This window comes from Sphingomonas sp. EC-HK361, assembly GCF_902498785.1.
GTDB lineage: Bacteria > Pseudomonadota > Alphaproteobacteria > Sphingomonadales > Sphingomonadaceae > Sphingomonas.
Map to the genome: position 1 here is coordinate 377365 of NZ_LR701493.1, position 21416 is coordinate 398780.

Below are 21416 nucleotides of genomic sequence, written 5' to 3' on the forward strand. Positions count from 1 at the left end.
AGCGCACCAGCGGTGAAGATTCTCCCGCGCAATCGCCCCCGTCCCGCTGCGGGACGATCGCGCGGCGCGCTAACCCTATTTCAGCGTCGCCGAATCGAGGTCGAGCGATGCCGCCGGAATGACCTCGAGCGCCGGATAGCTCTTGCGCAGATCGCCGACGAACTGCTTCGCGTCGCCCACCACGACGATGCTCGCCTTGGAGGGGTCCAGCAGCTTCGCCGCAACCGCCTCGACCCGCGCGCCGGGCACCGCCTCGATCGAACGCGTGTAGCGCCCGATCTTGTCGAGCGGCACGCCGTTGGTGACATAGCCGCCGACGATCGCCGCCAGTCCCTCGGTCCGCTCGATATTCCGTCCGAAATTGCCGACGAGGACCGCCTTGCGCGTCGCGAGTTCGGCATCGGTCGGCGCAGGCGGCTTGCCGAGCTTCGCCATCTCCGCGGTGATGAGCGTCACGACTTCGGCGGCCGACGGGTTCTTGGTCTGGGTGAAGGCGATAACGCTGCCACCTTCGCGCCGCGTGTCGAGCGCGCTGCCCGCGCCATACGCAAGCCCGCGCTTGATCCGCACCTCATAATTCAGCCGCGACGAGAAGCCGCCGCCAAGCACGGTGTTCGCGACCGAGGCTGGATAGAAATCCGCATCGCGCCGCGCGATGCCCGGGCGTGCGACGACGACCCCCGCTTGCCCCGCATCGGGCATGTCGACCACCACCACCCGCGGTGCCGGCGCTGCGGCGAGCTTCGCGGTCGCGGCAGGCGCGGCCCCGTTCGCCTTCCAGCTGCCGAAACTCGCCTCGGCCAACCGCCTGGCCTCGGCCGGGGTCACGTCCCCCGCCACGACGAGCGCGACGCGATCGGGGCGCCATGCGGCGGCATAGCTCGCCGCCACCTGACCGCGCGCGATGGCCTTCAATGATTTCGGCGTGCCGTCTTCGGCGGTCGCATAGGCGCCGCTGCCATAGACGGCGCGGTTGGCGGTCATCCGCGCGAGGTCGGCCGGGTCCTTGAACGACAGCGTCGCCGCGTCGATCGCTTGTCCCCGCGCACGCTCGATCTCGTCCGCCGCGAACGCCGGGTGCTGCGCGACATCGGCCATGATGCCGAGGGCCGGCGCAAGCGCGCTGCTGCGCACCGTGATGCCGAGCGACGATCCGTCGCGCCCGGCATCGCTCGACAGCGACGCGCCGAGCATTTCCGCCGCACGCGCGATCTGGGTGGCGGAGCGTGTCGTCGTGCCCTTGGTAAGCAGATCGGCGGTCAAACTCGCGGTGCCCGCAGGCATCGCATCACCCTCCCCGCCCAGCGCCACCAGCTCTGCGGTGACGAGCGGCACGCCGTGGCGCTCGACGGTGATGACGCGCAGGCCGTTGGCCAGCCGCGTTTCGGATGGGGTCGGCACAGCGGTCGCGACCGGCGTCGCCGGGGCAGGCGGCGCGACGCGGTCGGCAGCGCTCGCCGGTGTCACGACTGCGATATCGGCGGGTGGGGTGAGCGGCGCCGTCACGACGCTGGCGGCGATCGCAACGTCATCGCCCTTCGCGTTCGCCGGCTTGCCCTCGGCCGGCAGATAGCGGATCGACGCCGCCCGCGCATCGCCCAGATATTTGCGCGCGACGCGCTGCACGTCCGCGGCGGTGACCGTCTGCACCTGGGCAAGCTGACGCTCCGACGCGGTCGGATCGCCATCGATCAGCACCGACGACGCGATCATCCGCGCCTTGCCCTCGGCCGTCTCCAGCCCCTTCAGCGCGCCGGTCAGGATCTCGTTCTTCGCCTCGGCGAGTTCGGCCGCGCTGACCGGCGTCTCGCGAACCGCGGCGATCTGCCTGCGCAGCGAGGCTTCCGCAGCCCCCACATCCTTCCCGCCCGCGACGATCGCATAGGCGACCAGCGACCCCGGCCCCTGCCGCATGTCGAGCTGCGTCTCGGCCGACTGCGCGATGCCCTCCTTGTAGACGAGGTTCTCGTAGAATCGCGAGCTTTCGCCGGTCGAAAGGATCGCGTTCAGCACCATGAGCGCGGGCGCGTCGGCATCGCGGTCGGGCGGCAGCGGCCAGGTGATCGCGACAGCGGGCAGCGGCGTGTTCGGTTCATAGACGGTGTAGCTGGCGGGCTTCGCGCGCACCGGCTCGTCTACCGTCACGCGCGGAAGCGCCCCGGCGGGCTTCTTGATGCCTGCGAAATATTGGTCGATCCATTTGTCCAGCTGCGCCGGATCGAAATTGCCCGAGACGACGAGGATCGCATTGTCGGGCCGGTAATAGGTCGCGTGGAAGGCGCGGACATCGTCGATCGTCGCCGAATCCAGATTCGCGATGTCGCCGATGACGCCGCGCGCATAAGGGTGCGTGCGATAGGTGATCGCGGGCAGATATGTGCCGAACAGCTTGCCGTACGGACGCGACAGCACGCTCTGGCGATACTCCTCCTTCACGACGTCGCGTTCCGACACGAAGGTCGATTGCTCGACCGCGAGCGACCCCATCCGGTCGGCCTCGGCGAACAGCAGCCGCTGCAAATGGTTGGCCGGCACGACCTCGTAGTAATTGGTGTAGTCGTCACCCGTGGAGGCGTTGTTGTAGCCGCCGACATCCTCGGTCAGCCGGTCCATCTGTTCCGGCACCAGATTGCGCGTCGCCTTGAACATCAGATGCTCGAACAGATGCGCGAAGCCGGATCGCCCGCGCGGATCGTCCTTGCCGCCGACATCGTACCAGACCTGCACCGCGACGTTGGGCGTACCGGTGTCGCGGATGGCGTAGACGCGCAGGCCATTGGCAAGCGTGCGGGTGGTGAACGCAATCGGCTTCATCGGGGCAGCCGGCGCCGGCTTCTCCTGCGCGGCAGCGGCCAGCGGCAGGGTGACGGCGGACGCGGCGAGCAGGGCGGCACGGATCAGGCGCATCGATGTCTCCAGAGGGATTGGCGGGACGATGAAGTTCAGCGCTTTTTCGGCTTGTCACGATTGGCGAAGAGGACGGCGGCGGCGACCGCAGCAGACCCGATGCCGACGCCGAGCCCGATCTTGCCGATATTCCAGTTACGGTTGCGCGCCTCGCGCTTCGCCTTCTCGGCGCCGAGCTCGTGGCTCTTGGCGGTCGCGGCGGCGGCGAGGATTTCGTTCGGCTCTTCGGGGTCTGACACGGCTACTCTCCTTTGTTCCCACGATAGCGCGCGCGGAATGCGTCTGCGAACCCCTTGAGTTCGCCCGCCGCAATCGCAGAACGCAGATCGGCCATCAACGCTTCGTAAAAGGCGATATTGTGTTCGGTCATCAGCATCGCACCCAGGATTTCGCCCGCTCGCACCAGATGGTGCAGATACGCCCGGCTCCAGCCCGCACACACCGGGCAGCCGCATTCGGGGTCGAGCGGCGACTGGTCCTCGGCGAATTTCGCGTTGCGGATGTTGATCGGCCCGACGCGGGTGAACGCCTGCCCCGTGCGGCCCGAGCGCGTCGGCATGACGCAATCGAACATGTCGATCCCGCGCTCCACCGCGCCGACGATATCGTCGGGCTTGCCCACCCCCATCAGATAGCGGGGCTTGTCGGCCGGAAGCTGTTGCGGCGCATAGTCGAGGCACGCGAACATCGCTTCCTGCCCCTCCCCCACCGCGAGCCCGCCGACCGCATAGCCGTCGAAGCCGATCTCGATCAGCGCATCGGCCGAACTCTTGCGCAATCCCTCGTCGAGCGCACCCTGCTGGATGCCGAAGATCGCGTTGTGCGCGGCGTGCGCCTCGCCCCCGTCAAAGGCATCGCGCGACCGGCGCGCCCAGCGCATCGATCGTTCCATCGCCGCCGCCTGCACCTCGCGGGTCGAGGTCGTCGGCACCAGCTCGTCGAACGCCATCACGATGTTCGAGCCGAGCAGCCGCTGGATTTCGATCGAGCGTTCCGGGCTCAGCAGATGCCGCGTGCCGTCGAGATGCGACTTGAACGAAACGCCCTCTTCGGAGCGTTTGGTCAGATCGGCGAGGCTCATCACCTGATAGCCGCCGGAATCAGTCAGGATCGGCTTCGACCAACCCATGAACGCATGCAGTCCGCCAAGCCGCGCGACGCGCTCTGCACCGGGACGCAGCATCAGATGATAGGTGTTGCCCAGGATGATGTCGGCGCCCGCGCGTTCCACATCCGCGGGCTTCATCGCCTTCACCGTCGCGGCGGTGCCGACCGGCATGAAGGCAGGCGTGCGGATCACGCCGCGTTCCATGGTGATGGCGCCGGCGCGGGCGCGGCCATCGCGGGCGTGGATGGCAAAGGCGAAACGATCCGTCACGCGCGCCGCAATGCCGGTGGGCACCGGGCTTGTCGAGAGTGGGATCAGCGCCGCTTGCCGCGCCGCGGGTCGCGGTCCCCGCCGCTCGCGCGGATCGTCAGCAGCTCGGCGCGAGTCACCGCGCCGTCATGGTCGCGGTCCAGCCGCGCGAAGATCTCGGCCATCTTCGCCTCCAGCTCGCCGAGCGTGATCCGGTTGTCGCCGTCGGCGTCGGTCTCGAACGGGCTGGGCAGCGCGTTGCGATCGCCGAGCCAGCGCTCCGCCCAGTCGGCAAAACCGATATAGCCGATGCTCCCCTTGTGCTCGCTGTCGATCGCATCGAAGCCGCGCTTGACGCAAGACGTCAGCTCGGCACGGGTCGTCTTCCCGTCGCCGTCGCTGTCGCAGGCGGCGATCAGCATCCCCGCCGGCTCGACCACCATCGTCGCGGGCGGCAGTTGCGGAATCGCGGGCGGTGCGACGGGAGTGACCTGGGCGAGGACGAACAGCAGCATCGGCGAGAACCCTCAAGGAAGAAGCAGCGACGCATCCCCGTAGCTGTAGAAGCGGTAATCGTGTCGAATCGCGTGCGCATACGCCGCCTGCATGCGGTCCAGCCCCATCAGCGCCGAGACCAGCATGAACAGGGTCGATCGCGGCAGATGGAAGTTGGTGAAGAGGCCATCGATCGCGCGGAAGGCATAGCCGGGGGTGATGAAGATCGCGGTGTCGCCCTCGAACGGGCGGATGACTCGGTCTTCGCCGCTCGCGCTTTCCAGGAGGCGCAGCGACGTCGTGCCGACCGCGATCACCCGGTCGCCCCGCGCGCGCACCGCATTCAGCCGACCGGCGGTCGCTGCGTCGATCCGACCCCATTCGGCATGCATGACATGCGCGTCGGTATCCTCGGCCTTTACCGGCAGGAAAGTGCCCGCGCCGACGTGCAGCGTCAGCGTCTCGTGCGCGATCCCCGCCGCCTCCAGCGCCGCAATCAATTCCGGGGTGAAGTGGAGCGCGGCGGTGGGCGCGGCGACGGCGCCCGCCTCGCGCGCGAACATCGTCTGGTAATCGTCCGCGTCGCGCGCGTCGGTCGGACGCTTCGCCGCGATATAGGGCGGCAGCGGCATGCGACCGGCGCGTTCCAGCAGCAACTCGACCGGCTCGTCCCCTGCGAACTCCAGCGCGAAGCTGCCGTCCTCGCGGCGGTCGCTCGCGCGGGCGGTCACGCCGTTCCCAAAATCGATATCGTCACCGTCGCGCAGCCGCTTGGCGTTGCGGATGAAGGCGCGCCAGCGTCGCGGCCCCTCGCGCTTGTGCAGCGTCGCGCCGATCGTCGCGTCGCCGCGGCGTCCTTCGAGCTGGGCAGGGATGACGCGCGTGTCGTTGAAGACGAGGCAGTCGCCGGCGCGCAGCTGCGCCGGCAGGTCGGTGACGTGCAGGTCGCGGGTGACGCCGCCGTCAAGGACGAGCAGGCGCGCCGAATCGCGCGGGGACGCCGGACGGAGCGCGATCCGCTCCGGCGGCAGCTCGAAATCGAACAGATCGACGTTCATCTCGCGTCAGGGCGGGATCGAGCCCGCCCCGCCCGGATCACTTGGTCGCGGGCGCGAGCTTGGGCGCCGCGACGTTCTTTCCCGGCACCGTCTTCTTCGCGATGGTCTTCGTGCCCGGCAGCGCGGTGACCGTGTCCGACGCGACCGGCGCGGGCGGCGGGGCTGGCTGATAGGCCGGGGGATTGTCGCCCGCGATATAGGCGTGGAGGATCCGCGTCGGGTTCTGCGGCGGCTCGCCCCGCTCGATCGCATCGACATATTGCATGCCGTCAATGACGCGGCCGAACACGGTGTATTTCTTGTCGAGGCTGAGGCGCGGCTGGAACACGATGAAGAACTGGCTGTTCGCGCTGTCCTCCGAATCCGCGCGCGCCGCCGACACCGCACCGCGGACGTGGGGCAGATAGTTGAACTCCGCCTTCACGTCGGGAAGCGTCGAGCCGCCGGTGCCGTCGCCCTTGGGATCGCCGCCCTGCGCCATGAAGCCGTCGATCACGCGGTGGAACAGCAGGCCGTCATAGAAATGCTGGCGCGTGAGGTTCTTGATGCGCGTCACCATCCGGGGCGCGACGTCGGGCCGCAGCCAGATCGTGACGCGGCCGCCGTCCGACAGGTCGAGCAGCCACTGGTTGTTCTTGTCGGTCATCGGCGGCGGGGTGATCCGCACCGCAGCGGTCGCCGCCGTCGCTTCGCGCTGTTCATCGGCGAGCTTCGACGCCATCTTCGCCTGCTCGGCCTTCTTCACGGCATCGCCCTGCGACTGGGCGAGCGCCGGGGTGGCGGCCAGGCAGCCGAAAAACGCAAGAACAGCGAAAACGCGCATGGGGTCGTTCATCCTAGAAAGCCGGTCCCGCGCGCTTAGAGCAAAAGGCCGATTGCGCCAAACTGAACGTCAGCTACCGCGGCGCCCCAGGACGGCGACGCGTGCGACGACCTCTTCGCGCACCGCCGGCGTCACGAACTTGCCGATCTCGCCGCCGAAGATCGCGATCTCCTTGACCAGCCGGCTCGCGATCGGCTGCAGCGCGACATCGGCCATCAGGAACACCGTCTCGATGCGGTTGTTGAGCTGCTGGTTCATCCCCGCCATCTGATATTCATATTCGAAATCGGCGACCGCCCGCAGGCCACGCACGATGACCGAGGCGCCTTCGCGCTCGGCGAAGTCCATGAGCAGCGAATCGAAGCTCACGACGGTGACGTCGCCCGCGATATCCGCGACCTCGCGCTCGACGATCGCCATGCGTTCGGGCAGCGAGAACATCGGCGACTTGGACGGGTTCGTCGTGACCCCGATCACCAGCCGGTCGACCAGCTTCGCGCCGCGCCGGATGATGTCCATATGCCCGAGCGTGATCGGATCGAAGGTGCCCGGATAGACGCCGATGCGGATGGTCACGGACGCTGTTCCCTTCAGTGGTCGCGCGCCACGACGAAGCGGGCGATGTCGCGCAGCAGTTCGGCCTCGTCGCCGAAACCGCGCAGATGGTCGATCGCCTGATCGACGAGCATGCGCGACTGCGCCCGCGCGCGCTCGATGCCGAGCAGCGAGACGAACGTCTCCTTGCCCGCCTCGCCGTCCTTGCGCAGCTTCTTGCCCGCCAGCGCCTCGTCGCCCTCCACATCCAGCAGATCATCGACGATCTGGAAGGCAAGCCCCAGATCGTGCGCATAGCCGCGCAGGCTGGTGCGCATATCGGGGGAGGCCTTGCCCAGGATCGCGCCGGCTTCCACCGACGCCGCGATCAGCGCGCCGGTCTTCATCGCCTGCAGCCGGGTGACGGTATCGAGGTCGAACTGAGCGCGTTCGGCCTCCAGGTCCATCATCTGGCCGCCGGCCATGCCCGACGGTCCCGATGCGCGCGAGAGATCGAGGATCAGTTCGGACCGCACGAACGGATCGGCATGCGTCGCGGGTTCCGCCAGCACTTCGAAGGCGAGCGCGTGGAGGCAATCGCCAGCGAGGATCGCGGTCGCTTCGCCATATGCCTTGTGCGCAGTCGGCTTGCCGTGGCGCAGATCGTCGTCGTCCATCGCGGGCAGATCGTCATGGATCAGCGAATAGACGTGAATACATTCGATCGCGGTCGCCGCGCGGCCGGCGCACTCGCGGTCCACGCCGAACAGGCTCGCGGTCGCGAAGACGAGCAGCGGACGCAGCCGCTTGCCGCCGCCGATCGCGACATGCCGCATCGCGCGGTAGAGATCGGCCCGCGGATCGTCGGGCACCGTCAGCAGCGCGTCGAAACGGTCGTCCATCTCGGCCGCGACCTCGGCAAGCGCATCCTGCAGGCGGGGCGACGCGGTGGCCATACCGCTCATCCGGCGGCGAAGGGCTTGGTGCCCGCGGCGCGCCCTTCGGCATCGACCCGGATCGCCTCGATCCGCGCCTGCGCCGCGTCGAGCCGTTCCGAACAGCGCTGCCGGAGCGCGTTGCCGCGTTCGTAGAGATGGATCGATTCGTCGAGGCTCGCATCCCCTGATTCGAGCCGGGTCACGACCGCCTCGAGCTCCTTGAGCGCATCTTCGAACGAAAGGGCATCGATCGGGCTATCCATCGCATCGCTATGCGGCAGCGCGCTTGGGCCGGTCAAGGCGGCTGGGCGATCCTCCGGACGAGCGCGGGATACCCGGGCACAAGGCATGCGTCGAAAGGCCAAAAAAGAGCCGGCGCCGTATTCCTCTTGTCGATCTCGTGATTGGCAAGACCGGGGCGCCATTCCCCGATTCATCTTGGCGAAGCCATAATGGCGAGCGCGGTCCCTTCGGCCTTGCAAGTTCAGGACGCTGAAAACCATGCTGGTGGCATGAATTCGGATCCACCCTGCGCAAGCGGCCGATCGGGGCCGCGCTAGGGCTGCTCTGCCGTCACCTCGACAACCAGGTCCTTGCGGCTCAGCTTGCCGATCATCGTCTTCGGCAGGCTGTCGCGCACGATCACCGCATCGACGCGTTCGTGCTTGCCGAGTTGCGGGTTCAGCCAGCCGGCGAGCGCGGCACCGTCCACCGCCGCCTCATCGGTCAGCGTCACATAGGCGCGCGGATGCTCGCCGCGATACGCGTCGGGCAGCCCGATCACTAGCGCCTCCTTCACCGCAGGATGCGTGTAGAGCACCGCCTCGATCTGGCTGGGGAACACCTTGAATCCGCCGACCGCGATCATGTCCTTCAGCCGGTCGACGATCCGGATGAAGCCGTCTTCGTCGATCGTGCCGACATCGCCGGTGCGCAGCCACCGCGTGCCGCCATCGTCGGTGACGAAGGTCTCCGCATCGGCATCGTCGCGGTTCCAGTAGCCCGCCATGATCTGCGGCCCCGCCGCGACGATCTCGCCGGGGTCACCCGCCGGCGCGGGCCGCGCGGCGTCTTCCTTGTCGACGAGACGAATCCGGGTGCCGGGAATCGGCTGGCCGATCGTGCCGGGCTTGCCTTGCGCCTCGTAAGGATTCGCCGCGAGCACGCCCGAGCTTTCCGACAGGCCATAGCCCTCGATCAGCGTCGCGCCGGTCGCGGCCTCGAACCGGGTCTTGAGCTCCGCCGGCAGCGGCGCGCCGCCGGAGATGCAGATGCGCAAGGACGACAGGTCGGTCTGCGCCAGCTTTGGGTGATCGAGCAGCGCACGGTACATCGTCGGCACGCCGGGCAGCGCGGTCGCCTTCGTCCGCTGGATCGCGGCGAGCGCCTGCGCGCCGTCGAAACGCGGCAGCATCACGATCTCGCCGCCGTTCAGCACGGTGCGGTTGAGCACGCAGGTGTTGGCGAAGACGTGAAACAGCGGCAGCACGCCGAGGATGCGGTCGGGCGCGTTCGGATTCGGATCGAGTCCCGCGACCTGGCGGGCGTTCGCGGACAGATTCCGGTGCGTCAGCATCGCGCCCTTGGGCACGCCGGTGGTGCCGCCGGTATACTGGATCAGCGCGACGTCGTGATCGGGATCGATTGGCGCCGCATCGCGCACCCCGTCATTGGCGATGAGCTGCGAAAAGGCGGTGATCCGGCCGTCCTGGGGTCTCGCGGTGACTTCACGGCCGCGGAACAGCCGGTAGAACATGGATTTCGCCGGCGGCAGCGCCCCCGCGACCGAGCCCACGATCAGCCGTTCGAGCCCGCTCTTCTCCAGCACCGCAAGCGCGGTCGGCAGCAGCGCGCTGGCGGAAATCGTGAAGAGCGCCCGCGTGCCCGAATCTTCGACCTGATGGCGCAGTTCCTCGACCGTGTAGAGCGGCGAGAAATTGACGACCGTCGCACCCAGCCGCAGGATGCCGTAATAGGCCGCGACATAATGCGGGACGTTGGGGAGGAAGAGCCCGATCCGGTCGCCCGGACCATAGCCCATCGCCGCCAGCCCTTTCGCGACGCGCCGCACCCCGTCGGCCGTCTCGCGGTAGCTATAGTGCCGCCCCAGAAAATCGATGAGCGCCCGGTCGGCGAACCGCGTCGCCGAAGCGTCGAACAGCTCCGTCATCGATTCGGGTGGAAATGCGGTATCCCACGCAGTCGGATGGCGATACCGCGCGCGCCACGCGGCTTCCGGTGCAGGATCGGGTGCAGTCATTGACACTGATGTAAGCAAGCCGCGTGCAGGCGGCAAGCGCAGCCGGTCAGCTGCGCGGTGCCAGCCGTGAAGACGTCCAGGTGACGAGCACCGAAACCCCCATCAGCCCCAGATCGACCGCGGCCTGGAACCGGTGCGGCGCGCTATCCCAGGCCTCGTGGTTGATGAAGCGCAGATCGGCGGTCGGGTGGCGCGCCGAAACGAGCGCCAGCGCAAGGGCAAATCCGGCGATCACGGTGGTACGGCGGCGGGAATCCATGGCGGCATTCTCCTGCCGCGGGCCTTAGCGCGAAATTGCTTCGACTACAAGCGTAATCAAGCAGCGGCTTCGCAGCGCGCACGATCGCGTCCGGCGGCTTTTGCTTCGAACAGCGCGCGGTCGGCGCGGCGATACATCGATTTCCACGCAGCCTCGCTCTCGATGCCGCCGGCACAGCTGCCGATCGAAACGGTGACGGTAATGTCGAAGGGCATGCGCTCCGCGCGGATACGGCCGAGCATTGCCTGCGCATCGAGCGGCGCGAAGACGCCGGTGAGGATCGCGAATTCCTCGCCGCCGATTCGCGCCACGATCGCACCCGCCGGCGCCACCGCGCGCAGCGACCGTGCGACGATTCGCAGCACTTCGTCGCCGCCGTCATGGCCGAGCGTATCGTTGACCCGCTTGAAATGATCGATGTCCACGATGAACAGCCGGTGGTCGCCCCCACGCCCGATCGCCTCGCGCAGGAAGCCGCGGCGGTTGAGCAGCCCGGTCAGCGGGTCGATATCGGCGAGCAACCGCGCCGCGACCTCCTGCTCGCGCGCCTCGTCGCGTTCCTTGGACAAGAGGCGGATTCGGTAGGCGATGGCGACACTCGACAACAGCGCCTCGGTCGCCATCGCAAGAATCGTCGAATTGTCGACCCAGAAGCTCCACCCGATGAGCTGCAGATTGCCCGCGACGCGCACCGTGGCGAGCGCGATCGGCGATGCCCAGGCAATGGCGAACAGCCACAGATAGTTGCTCCGCTCGCGCCAGGCGCGCCACAACACCGCAGCGGCCGTGACGAGCAGGAACGCGAAGGCGAACGCATAGAGCTTGTCGAGCAGCATCATCCGCCACGGCGCCGCCGCCGCCAAGAGCGCCGACGATCCCAGCAGCCCCGCGATCGTCGCGGCGGCCATCAGCTTCAGCCGCCGGCCGAACACCCGCTCCTCGAAGAAGCAGCGAGCGAAGACGAGCGCTGCCGACGCACTGCCCGCGAGCATCACGTAATTCAGCCGGATCCGGTCATTGTTCGCGACGTCAGGCCATATCCATGCGAGCGCGCCCGAAGACGACAGCGCATAGACGCCTAGGCAGGCAAGCATCGCGCAATAGGCGAGCTGGAACCGGTGCCGGAGCACGAACCACAGCGCCAGATTGTAGACGAACAGCGCCACCGCGAGCCCGCCGAAGCCAGCGTAGATCGCGGCCATTGTCAGGTTGGCACCGGTGGAATCGCGCATTCCCGCAAGCGTGACGCCCATCATCACCGCGCGCGTGTTCGTCGCGTGCTCGACATGCCACAGCAGCCGTTCGAGCGGCGCCGCGCGCATTGGCAGCCGAACCTCGATGATCGCGCCTAGCTGGATATGCCGCGACACCCCCCGCCCGTCGAGCAGCTGCGTTTCGACATGGCCATCGGCATAGCGCGCGTAGAGGGTGAGCCGGTCCTGCCAGAGACTGGCGAACCGCACGCGCATATGGGGAATGGTCGTGACGGCTGTCGGAATGCGCTTCGAAAGCACCCAATAGTCGCCGCTGCCGAAGCGCCGCTGCGGCGTCTCGCAATCGAACCGGGCCGGGGACGCGAACAACGCGGCCGGCGTCATCCCCGGAGCCGCGCGCGTCACGCACACGCCGAGATTGGTGCCGACAAGCCCCGCCTGCGCACGCGTCGCGCCCGGAAGCATCAGCGCCGCAAGCGCTGCCAGCACTGCAATGATCCATCCCCGCGTCATGGACCTCTGCTAGGGCGCAAGTCGCGAAAGAGTGGTAAATGCCCCCGAGGAAAAGGACGGCGCCGGACCTATCCGCCCGACGCCGCCCGCCTTTTTCCCGCGATTCCCTGCGCGCGCACCTGCGCGTGAGAATCAGGCCTTTACCTTCTCCGCACGACCACCCTTGGGGCCGCCCTTCTTGCGCGGCTTCGCGGGTGGCGCGGCGACGATCTCGAAGGCCGGCGCACCGTCCTTCATCTTCACCGTCACCTCGCCGCCATGGACGAGCTTGCCGAACAGCAGCTCCTCGGCGAGCGGCTGCTTGACCTTTTCCTGGATCAGCCGCCCCATCGGCCGCGCGCCGTAGAGCTTGTCATAGCCCTTGCTCGTGAGCCAGGCGCGCGATTCGTCGTCCAGCTTGATGTGGACGTTGCGGTCCGCAAGCTGCAGCTCGAGCTGGAGGATGAACTTGTCCACGACGCGTGCCACCACTTCGGTCGGCAGGTAGCCGAACGGAACGATCGCATCGAGCCGATTGCGGAATTCCGGCGTGAACATCTTCTGCACCGCCTGCTCGTCCTCGCCCTCGCGCGTCAGGTTGCCGAAGCCGACCGTCTCACGCGCCATGTCGCTGGCGCCCGCATTGGTCGTCATGATGAGGATCACGTTGCGGAAATCGACCGACTTGCCGTGCTGGTCGGTGAGGCGCCCGTTGTCCATGACCTGGAGCAGGATGTTGAAGAGATCGGGATGCGCCTTTTCGATCTCGTCGAGCAGCAGCACGCAGTGCGGGTTCTGGTCGACCGCGTCGGTCAGCAGCCCGCCCTGGTCGAACCCGACATAGCCCGGCGGCGCCCCGATCAGCCGGCTGACCGAATGACGCTCCATATATTCGCTCATGTCGAAGCGCTGGAGCGGAATCCCCAGGATCGACGCGAGCTGTTTCGCCACCTCGGTCTTGCCGACACCGGTCGGGCCGGTGAACAGGTAGTTTCCGATCGGCTTTTCCGGTTCGCGCAGCCCCGCGCGCGCCAGCTTGATCGCCGACGCCAGCTTCTCGATCGCCGCATTCTGGCCGAAGACGACGCGCTTCAGGTCGGTCTCAAGGCTTTCGAGCGCCTTCTTGTCGTCGCTCGACACCGATTTCGGCGGGATGCGTGCCATTGTCGCGATCACCGCCTCGATCTCGCGCGTGGTGATCGTCTTCTTGCGCTTGGACGGGGCGACCAGCATCTGCATCGCGCCGACCTCGTCGATCACGTCGATCGCCTTGTCGGGCAGCTTGCGGTCGTTGATGTAGCGCGCGCTCAGTTCCACCGCCGACTTGATCGCGTCGGGGGTGTATTTGACGCTGTGATGCGCCTCGAACGCGCTGCGCAGCCCGGCGAGGATCTTGATCGTGTCCTCGATCGTCGGCTCGTTCACGTCGATCTTCTGGAACCGGCGCAGCAGCGCGCGATCCTTTTCGAAGTGGTTGCGGAACTCCTTGTAAGTGGTCGAGCCGATGCAGCGGATCGTGCCCCCCGACAGCGCCGGCTTGAGCAGGTTCGACGCGTCCATCGCACCGCCGCTGGTCGCGCCGGCGCCGATGACGGTGTGGATCTCGTCGATGAAGAGCACCGCATCGGGCAGCTTCTCCAGCTCGTTGACGACCGCCTTCAGCCGCTCCTCGAAATCGCCGCGATAGCGCGTGCCGGCGAGCAGCGCGCCCATGTCGAGCGAGTAGATGACCGCGGGCTTCAGCACGTCGGGCACGTCGCCCTCGACGATCTTGCGCGCCAGCCCTTCCGCGATCGCGGTCTTCCCGACGCCGGGATCGCCCACATAAAGCGGATTGTTCTTCGAACGGCGGCAGAGGATCTGGACCGTGCGGTCGACCTCCGGCCCGCGCCCGATCAGCGGATCGACCTTGCCGCTCTTCGCTTTCTCGTTGAGATCGACGGTGAACTGCTTCAGCGCGCTTTCGCCCTTGGCCTTGTCCGCGGATTTGCCCGGTTTCTCCTCCTCGGCGCCCTTGGGGGCGGCGGCCTCGTTCGGGGTTGTGCCCTTGCCGACGCCGTGGCTGATATAGCTCACCGCATCGAGCCGGCTCATATCCTGCTGCTGGAGGAAATAGACGGCGTAGCTCTCGCGCTCGCTGAACAGCGCGACGAGCACATTGCCGCCGGTCACCTCGTCACGGCCCGACGACTGGACGTGGAGGATCGCGCGCTGAACGACACGCTGAAAACCGCTCGTCGGCGAGGGATCGGTCTGCGCCTCGACCTTCAGCGCGTCAAGCTCGGTATCGAGATAATGCGCGACGGTGGTCCGGAGCTCACCCAGATCGACCCCGCACGCAGTCATCACCTTTGACGCATGCTCGTCATCGACGAGCGCGAGCAGCAAATGCTCCAGCGTCGCATATTCGTGGCGGCGCGAGGACGCGGCCTCGAGCGCGGTGTGCAGCGTGGTTTCGAGTGCGCTGGCGAAGGAAGGCATCAGATTACTCCAACGGGCGTGCGACACATGCGCGGCCCGTTCCCGATATGTTGGCATCGGAAGGCCCCGCATCAAGCGCTGGGGCGTTCGCATCGGCGGCGGCGTGCCGGTCAGGCGTGTCGCCGGACCGATGCGCCCCTTCGGCTGCCTGCAAGGCAGACGTCGGGGCTGGCCCTAGGCTCATGACTTGAATAACGCATCAGCGCTTGCGCGATGGTTAACGGCGCCTTCAATTTTTCGTTTCGTGCGCGCGATCTCGCCGTCCAGCGTGGCGACCCGCGCGTGAAGTTCGGCGACCGAAAGCCGATCGAGGTCCTCGCGCACCAGAAGCGCGATCGGGGCTTCGCCTCGCAGCGGAAGATTGTCGTCCGCGTCCATGTGCCACAGCGTTGACCGGGGTGCGGGCGATGTCAATAAGGCAGCCATCGACAGAAGGCGGATGACGATGACCGACGTGCCCGAGACGATGCAGGCGATCGATCCCGAGGCGGCGGGAGGACCCGAAGTCCTTGTGCCGGTCACCCGCCCGGTGCCCCGCCCCGCGCCTGGCGAAGTGCTGGTCCGGGTCGAGGCGGCCGGCGTCAACCGGCCCGATGTGCTCCAACGCAAGGGCGGCTACCCCCCGCCCCCCGGTGCGCCGTCGATCCCGGGGCTGGAAATCGCGGGCTATGTCGTGGCGCTTGGCGAGGGCGTCGGCGCGGAAATGCTCGGCCAGCCCGTCTGCGCGCTGGTCGCGGGTGGCGGCTATGCCGAATATGCGGTCGCGCCCGCGGGACAGTGCCTCCCCGTTCCGGACGCGCTGACGATGACCGAGGCGGCCGCGCTGCCCGAGACGCTTTTTACGGTGTGGACGAACCTGTTCGAGCGCGCCTTTGCGGTCGAGGCTGACACGGTGCTCGTCCATGGCGGCACGAGCGGGATCGGCACGATGGCGATCGCGCTCTGCAACATCTTCGGCATCACGATCATCGTGACCGCCGGATCGGACGAGAAATGCGCCGCGGCACGCGCGCTGGGGGCGGATCACGCGATCAACTACAAGACGCAGGACTTCGTCGCCGAGGTAAAGACTATTACCGAGGGACGCGGCGTCGCCGCGGTGCTGGACATGGTCGGCGGCGATTATGTGCCCCGCAACCTCCAGTGCCTGGCGGAGGACGGCCGCCACGTGTCGATCGCGGTGCAGGGCGGCGCGACCACGACGATCCCGATCTTCGAGATCATGCGCAGGCGTCTGACCCTTACCGGATCGACGCTGCGCGGGCGCGACACCGCGTTCAAGGCGCTGGTCGCCGACGAGCTGTCGCGCACCGTCTGGCCGCATGTCGAGGCGGGACGGCTGAAACCGGTGATCGACCGCAGCTTTGCGCTCGCCGACGCGGCTGACGCGCACCGGCGGATGGAGGCGGGCGATCACGTCGGGAAGATCGTGCTGACGATCTAGCCGGCCGACGCGGACCGCCGTCGACTGTGTTGCCTGCACGCCACAGTCGCCGATTTTTCGTCTCGGGCGAACGATATAGTCCTTTTGAAGGCTGGGGCCGCAGTTGCGCCACCGGAAAGAACGCGTAAGCTTTTGCGATCGTGCAGGGAAAAGCACGTCATCAAAGATTTTAGGGGGATTACCGATGTCGATAGCTGCCAACCGCGCCAGTGCGCGCGCCGTCCGTCTCGCGCTGCTCGCGTCGACCGCGATGCTGGCAGTTCCTGCCGCGGCGCAGGATGCAGGCGTGGTTCGGCCCGACGGGTCCTACAACGATCCGCAGATCGTGATCTCGCAGCCCGGAACGCCAGCGTCGGCGGTCGACAAGACCGATGTGACCGGCGTCGGCCAGATGATCATCGATCAGAAGAACGGTTTTGTCGGGCTGTGCACCGGCACGCTTATCAACCCGCGCACCGTGATCTTCGCCGCGCACTGCGTGAACGAGAGCCCGAGTGGCGCCGCGATGAACCCCTGGGGCTACGGCACCGGCGCGGGTCAGCTGCCGATCGGCTTCGGGTTCAAGGCGAACAACCTCCCCGGCATCGTTTCCTGGTTCAACAGCAATTACCAGTCGAGCAAGACCAACGCTTTCTACAACGTCAACCAGGTCGTCTATAACCCCGATTCGCTGAAGCTCGGCCTCGCCAACAACTTCCTGCAGGGCGACATCGCGCTCGCCTCGCTCGACACGCCGGCCAGCAACGTGCCGACCTGGACGATCCTGCTCTCCGCGCTCCCCGCACCCGCATCGATCAGCAACACCACCGGCACCGGCTATCACGTCACCGAGGTCGGCTACGGCAATAACGGCGTCGGGACGACGGGCTCGACGGGCGGTATCGATTATCGCCGGCGCGTGGCGGAGAACTTCATCGGCCTGCTCGGCTCGCTCGACGACCGCGACCTTTTTCTCTTCGGCTCGCCGGACGGCCTGCCGCAGAACCTCTACCAGCTCGATTTCGACGATCCGCGTCGGGGCACGGCATCGGCCAGCCCATATGACTTCAACCTGTTCAAGGACAATGCACTGCCGAGCGAGGGTATCACCGCGCCCGGCGATTCGGGTGGTCCGCTGATCCTCGACAAGACCTTCGACCGGCCGACCGTGATCGGCGTTCTGTCGGGCGGCAGCCGCTTCTACGGGGCGCAGCCGGCCGGCTCCTACGGCACCTCGTCCTTCTATCAGCCGCTCTATCTGTTCTGGGATTATATCGTCGCGAACAACCCGTATCGCTACGTCTCGGCGAAGGCTGGCGACGGCAAGTGGAGCGATGCGACCCACTGGGTGACCAATCTCGACCCCGCCTATCAGATCATCGCGGGCGGCAAGCTGGTAAACGGCGTGCCGACGACCCCGGGTGCGGGGATCGCGGGTGACGGCAACAAATTCGGCCAGGTCTGCTTCGAGCAGCGCGGCTCCAGCGAATGCCAGGACGTCGCGACCGGCGTCTATTACGTCAATGGCCAGCCTGTCTCCGCCGACGCGGCGGCGCCAGACGCTGCGGGCGCGACCGCCGGCGCGATCGGCGTCGAGACCGCCAGCGACAAGGCGACGGTGCGCGGGATCACCGCGATCAACAGCGCGCAGGACGCAACCGCATCGTCGGGGCTGACCGCATCGGCTGGCGACGTTGCAGCCGCAGCGGCCGCCGCCGCCGCGCTGCCGACACCGACCCTCGCCAATGGCCTGCCGGGCGCGACCAATTTCGTGCCGAACAACATCGACCCGAACGCCGCGACGAAGACCAACGGTCGCTATTTCGACGTGAACCTTTCGGCGACCGGCACGACGACGCTCGACACCGCGGTGACGATCGATCGCTTCACGATTTCGGGCACCGGCGCCAAGCTGAACGTAACGAGCACCGGGTCGCTCTCCAGCCTCATCGATTTCAGCCACCTGACCGGACTCGTTACCGTCGATGGGCGGATCAAGTCGGCCGGTGACTATTTCATGATGGCCGGCGCGCTGAACGGTTCGGGGCGTATCGACGCGCCCTATTTCACCAACGCAACCGGCATGATCGCCCCCGGCACGATCGGCGGGGTGGGCACGCTCACCTTTGGCGGCAACGTGATCCTGTCGTCGGGCAGCGCCTTGCTCATCGACCTGGGTGACAATGGCGCAAGCGACAAGCTGGCGGTGGTCGCGACCCAGTTCAGCGGGACGACCGCGCTCGACGGCAAGGCATCGATCGGCGGGACGGTGGGCTTCGCGCCGGCTTCCGGCACGATCCTGCGCGCCAACAGCGTCTATACCATCCTGACCGCGCAGGGCGGGATCGGCGGCACGTTCGCTGCGCCCAAGGCGTTCAGCGCGATCCTGACGCCGCAGTTCCTCTACAGCACCAACGCAGTGCAGGTGCGGATCAACGCTGGGCTCTACGCCAATGTCGTGGCGGGCACGCCGATCCAGTCCGCCTATGCGCGGCTGCTCGACAGCAACCGGGCGAACGCGACGGGGCTGAGCGAACTCTACGGCATCCTCGACCTGCAGAATGCGGCGACGATCCAGACCACGCTCGAGGGGCTGGCGCCGCGCACCGAATCGCTTGTCCAGGCACTCGGCACCACCGCGACCGACAACCTCGCGCGCTTCTACCGCGATCGCCTCGGCCAGATGGACGTGCGTGGCGGGCTCGGCGGCAGCCTTGCGCTGATCGGCCAGCCGATCCAGCTCGCCGCCGTCGCGACGATGCCCGGCGCGCAAGCGACCGCCAGCGATTCGGGCGGCATCTCGCTGCAGGAAAATGCGCTTCCCGATACGGTCGCTGCCTATATCGCTGGCGGCTATATCGACGGCAAGGCGCGCTCGACCCCGGGGCTCAATCCGCAAGGGTCGCGTGATCCCTTCGACGGCTGGTTCGTGGCGGGCGGCATCGAAACCGAGATCGACGACAACGCCGCGATCGGCTTCTCGCTGTCCTACACCAAGGTCGATGGCACCACGAGCGGCATCGCGCAGACCGCGCGCGGCGAGCTCTACTCCGGCACGCTCTACGGCAAGCTGGAAACAGAGAGCGGCGTGACGCTCGACACCCAGTTCAGCGCCGGCGTCTTCCAGGCCCGCACGCGCCGCGGTGCGCAGCTGGTGACCAACAGCTATACGCTGCGCAGCCGTGACAATGCGCTGGCGGTGTCGAGCGAGGTCGGACTTGCCAAGGCGTTCGATCTGGGCGGGTTCAAGATCGGCCCGCGCATCGCCGCGCGCGCCAGCCATCTCGGCTTCACCCCGACGGCAGAGACCGGCGGTGCGCCGGCGCTCCGCTACGATCGCGGCAGCTATGACAGCCTGCAGGGCCGCGCCGGTCTGCAGCTGTCGGGCGGCATGGGGTTCAAGCCCTATGCCTCGGCCTATTACGTCCACGATTTCCAGGACAAGCCGGGCTATTACGGCGCGAATTTCGCCGGCGGCTTCCCGGGCAACTCGGCGCTGTTCGCGCTGCCGGGCCAAGACAAGAACTGGGGCGAGCTGAGCGCCGGCGTGTCGTTCGGTGGCGAAAAGGTCTCGGTCTCGGTCGGGGCGGACACCACCGTCGGCCGGGAATCGCTCGAGAACCAGTCCTATCGCGGATCTATCAGCGTCCGCTTCTGATCGCGCGGATCATGACGAAGGGGGTCGCGCCGTCGGCGCGGCCCCTTTTTTTGCGCGCTGCGCACAACCCAACCTCGCGGCACACCGCAATCGCGTTCGCTCGGCTGAAGAAGCGACGCGAAGTTTCAGACCTATCGGTGCTGGTGGCGCTGGATGCCCCGTGAGGATTCGAACCTCAATTGACGGAGTCAGAGTCCGTAGTCTTACCTTTAGACGACGGGGCAATCGAGGGGGGCTGTAAGGCGCAGAAAACCGTGGGTCAAGCGCGTTTCCGGGCGGCGCTGCGACGAAAACCGTTGTCGCACTGCGACGAAGCGGCGGCCATCGACCACCTTTTCGGGCCGGATTGGCACGCAGCTTGCCGCACGCGCGCATCGCCGCTACGCTTGGGGTCAAGCACCGGGCGGATCGGGACCGAAAGGGGCCGCGCCGCAACGGCAGAACGAACAAGAAGCGAGTGACGGCAGTGGGCGATCAATCCGCCGGCATGCCGGACCGGGCCGGAGACATTGCGGCACGGGCGGCTGGCAAGACGACAATGCGGCATCGCGGCCGCGAGCCGCGGCATTTCGCCGCGCTCGATCTGGGCACCAACAATTGCCGGTTGCTGATCGCGCGCCCGCAGGGCGACGGCTTTGCGGTGATCGATGCCTTTTCGCGAATCGTGCGCCTGGGCGAAGGTCTCGCGACCACTGGCCGACTCAGCGACGCCGCGATCGAGCGGACCATCGCCGCGCTTCGCGTGTGTGCCGACAAGCTGAAGCGCAGGAATGTCGCGCTCGCGCGTTCGGTGGCGACAGAGGCGTGTCGTCAAGCCTCGAACGGCGAAAGCTTCATCGAACGCGTCCGCGCCGAGACGGGCATCCATCTGGACATCATTTCTGCCGAGGAAGAGGCGCGTCTCGCGGTGCTCGGCTGCCACGTGCTCATCGAGCCCGGCAACGGCCCGGCGATCGTTTTCGATATCGGCGGCGGATCGACCGAGATGGTGCTCATCGACACCAGCACGACGATCCCGACCGTGCTCGACTGGCATTCGACGCCGTGGGGTGTGGTGTCGCTGACCGAGTTCGTCGGCGGCGGCGACGGCGCTGACGGGCGCGCCGCGTCCTATGCGCGGATGCGCGGGCTGGTCGCCGAGAGCTTTCGCCCCTTCGCAGCGCGGCTGCCCGATCCCGGCGAGCGCCCGCGGCTGCTCGGCACCAGCGGCACGGTGACGACGCTGGCGAGCGTCCATCTGGGGCTGGAGCATTATGACCGCGCCGTCGTCGATGGCCTGATCGCGCCGGCGGCGGCGATGCGGCGGATCAGCAGCACGCTCTCGACCATGTCGCCGGCCGAACGCGCTGCGCTGCCCTGCATCGGCACCGAGCGCGCCGACCTGGTGGTCGCGGGGTGCGCGATCCTCGAATCGATCCTCGATATCTGGCCCGCCGAACGGCTGGGCGTCGCCGATCGCGGCATTCGCGAAGGCATCTTGCGCCGGCTGATGGGCACGCGCGTTCAGTGAAGGCAGA

At 67.4% G+C, this 21416-nt stretch carries 18 protein-coding genes and 1 tRNA gene; 4 read left to right on the forward strand and 15 right to left on the reverse strand.

Annotation, left to right across the window (positions count from 1 at the left end; all coding sequences use genetic code 11):
* Positions 1-75 precede the first annotated feature (75 nt).
* The 14 genes from BOS5A_RS03215 to BOS5A_RS03280 form a co-directional block, all read right to left on the reverse strand.
* Positions 76-2907 carry a M16 family metallopeptidase gene (locus BOS5A_RS03215; protein ID WP_151953767.1) on the reverse strand — a complete coding sequence of 944 codons (2832 nt, stop codon included), beginning with the start codon at positions 2905-2907 and terminating at the stop codon, positions 76-78.
* Between the two features lie 35 nt (positions 2908-2942).
* Entirely contained in the window at positions 2943-3146 is a 204-nt protein-coding gene (locus tag BOS5A_RS03220; RefSeq protein WP_151953768.1) for a hypothetical protein, read from the reverse strand.
* 2 nt (positions 3147-3148) lie between these two features.
* Positions 3149-4285 (reverse strand): tRNA guanosine(34) transglycosylase Tgt, encoded by a 1137-nt coding sequence (gene tgt / locus BOS5A_RS03225; protein ID WP_151953769.1) that lies wholly within the window; start codon positions 4283-4285, stop codon positions 3149-3151.
* Positions 4286-4329: 44 nt separating this feature from the next.
* Positions 4330-4779: an EF-hand domain-containing protein gene (locus BOS5A_RS03230; protein ID WP_151953770.1), complete on the reverse strand. Its 450-nt coding sequence runs from the start codon at positions 4777-4779 to the stop codon at positions 4330-4332.
* A 12-nt stretch (positions 4780-4791) separates the two neighbouring features.
* Positions 4792-5817 (reverse strand): tRNA preQ1(34) S-adenosylmethionine ribosyltransferase-isomerase QueA, encoded by a 1026-nt coding sequence (gene queA, locus BOS5A_RS03235; protein WP_151953771.1) that lies wholly within the window; start codon positions 5815-5817, stop codon positions 4792-4794.
* 37 nt (positions 5818-5854) lie between these two features.
* Positions 5855-6640 carry a peptidylprolyl isomerase gene (locus BOS5A_RS03240; RefSeq protein ID WP_234419179.1) on the reverse strand — a complete coding sequence of 262 codons (786 nt, stop codon included), beginning with the start codon at positions 6638-6640 and terminating at the stop codon, positions 5855-5857.
* 69 nt (positions 6641-6709) lie between these two features.
* Complete coding sequence (gene coaD / locus BOS5A_RS03245; protein WP_151953772.1) at positions 6710-7216, reverse strand: pantetheine-phosphate adenylyltransferase; 507 nt, start codon at positions 7214-7216, stop codon at positions 6710-6712.
* 14 nt (positions 7217-7230) lie between these two features.
* Entirely contained in the window at positions 7231-8130 is a 900-nt protein-coding gene (locus BOS5A_RS03250; RefSeq protein ID WP_442800506.1) for a polyprenyl synthetase family protein, read from the reverse strand.
* A gap of 5 nt (positions 8131-8135) precedes the next feature.
* The gene (locus tag BOS5A_RS03255; protein WP_151954478.1) at positions 8136-8375 is read right to left on the reverse strand and encodes an exodeoxyribonuclease VII small subunit; all 240 of its coding nucleotides are present in this window, start codon (positions 8373-8375) and stop codon (positions 8136-8138) included.
* Between the two features lie 293 nt (positions 8376-8668).
* Positions 8669-10372 (reverse strand): long-chain-fatty-acid--CoA ligase, encoded by a 1704-nt coding sequence (locus tag BOS5A_RS03260; RefSeq protein ID WP_234419180.1) that lies wholly within the window; start codon positions 10370-10372, stop codon positions 8669-8671.
* Positions 10373-10418: 46 nt separating this feature from the next.
* On the reverse strand, positions 10419-10631 hold the full coding sequence (locus tag BOS5A_RS03265) for a hypothetical protein (RefSeq protein ID WP_151953774.1): 213 nt from the start codon (positions 10629-10631) through the stop codon (positions 10419-10421).
* Between the two features lie 56 nt (positions 10632-10687).
* Entirely contained in the window at positions 10688-12358 is a 1671-nt protein-coding gene (locus tag BOS5A_RS03270) for a GGDEF domain-containing protein (RefSeq protein WP_151953775.1), read from the reverse strand.
* Positions 12359-12490: 132 nt separating this feature from the next.
* The gene (clpA, locus tag BOS5A_RS03275) at positions 12491-14818 is read right to left on the reverse strand and encodes an ATP-dependent Clp protease ATP-binding subunit ClpA (protein ID WP_151953776.1); all 2328 of its coding nucleotides are present in this window, start codon (positions 14816-14818) and stop codon (positions 12491-12493) included.
* Positions 14819-14998: 180 nt separating this feature from the next.
* On the reverse strand, positions 14999-15196 hold the full coding sequence (locus BOS5A_RS03280; protein ID WP_151953777.1) for a DUF1192 domain-containing protein: 198 nt from the start codon (positions 15194-15196) through the stop codon (positions 14999-15001).
* Positions 15197-15263: 67 nt separating this feature from the next.
* Here BOS5A_RS03280 and BOS5A_RS03285 point away from each other — a divergent pair, with 67 nt between their 5' ends.
* The 3 genes from BOS5A_RS03285 (at position 15264) to BOS5A_RS03295 (ending at position 20063) form a co-directional block, all read left to right on the forward strand.
* The gene (locus BOS5A_RS03285; RefSeq protein ID WP_199857187.1) at positions 15264-16262 is read left to right on the forward strand and encodes an NAD(P)H-quinone oxidoreductase; all 999 of its coding nucleotides are present in this window, start codon (positions 15264-15266) and stop codon (positions 16260-16262) included.
* 184 nt (positions 16263-16446) lie between these two features.
* Positions 16447-19899: an autotransporter domain-containing protein gene (locus tag BOS5A_RS03290; RefSeq protein ID WP_151953778.1), complete on the forward strand. Its 3453-nt coding sequence runs from the start codon at positions 16447-16449 to the stop codon at positions 19897-19899.
* Positions 19900-19910: 11 nt separating this feature from the next.
* Positions 19911-20063 (forward strand): hypothetical protein, encoded by a 153-nt coding sequence (locus BOS5A_RS03295; RefSeq protein ID WP_199857188.1) that lies wholly within the window; start codon positions 19911-19913, stop codon positions 20061-20063.
* Here BOS5A_RS03295 and BOS5A_RS03300 read toward each other — a convergent pair.
* A tRNA-Gln gene (locus BOS5A_RS03300) sits at positions 20050-20123 on the reverse strand. The two genes, BOS5A_RS03295 and BOS5A_RS03300, sit on opposite strands and share 14 nt — an antisense overlap.
* A 314-nt stretch (positions 20124-20437) precedes the next feature.
* Here BOS5A_RS03300 and BOS5A_RS03305 point away from each other — a divergent pair.
* Complete coding sequence (locus BOS5A_RS03305) at positions 20438-21409, forward strand: Ppx/GppA phosphatase family protein (protein WP_234419243.1); 972 nt, start codon at positions 20438-20440, stop codon at positions 21407-21409.
* Positions 21410-21416: the final 7 nt, after the last annotated feature.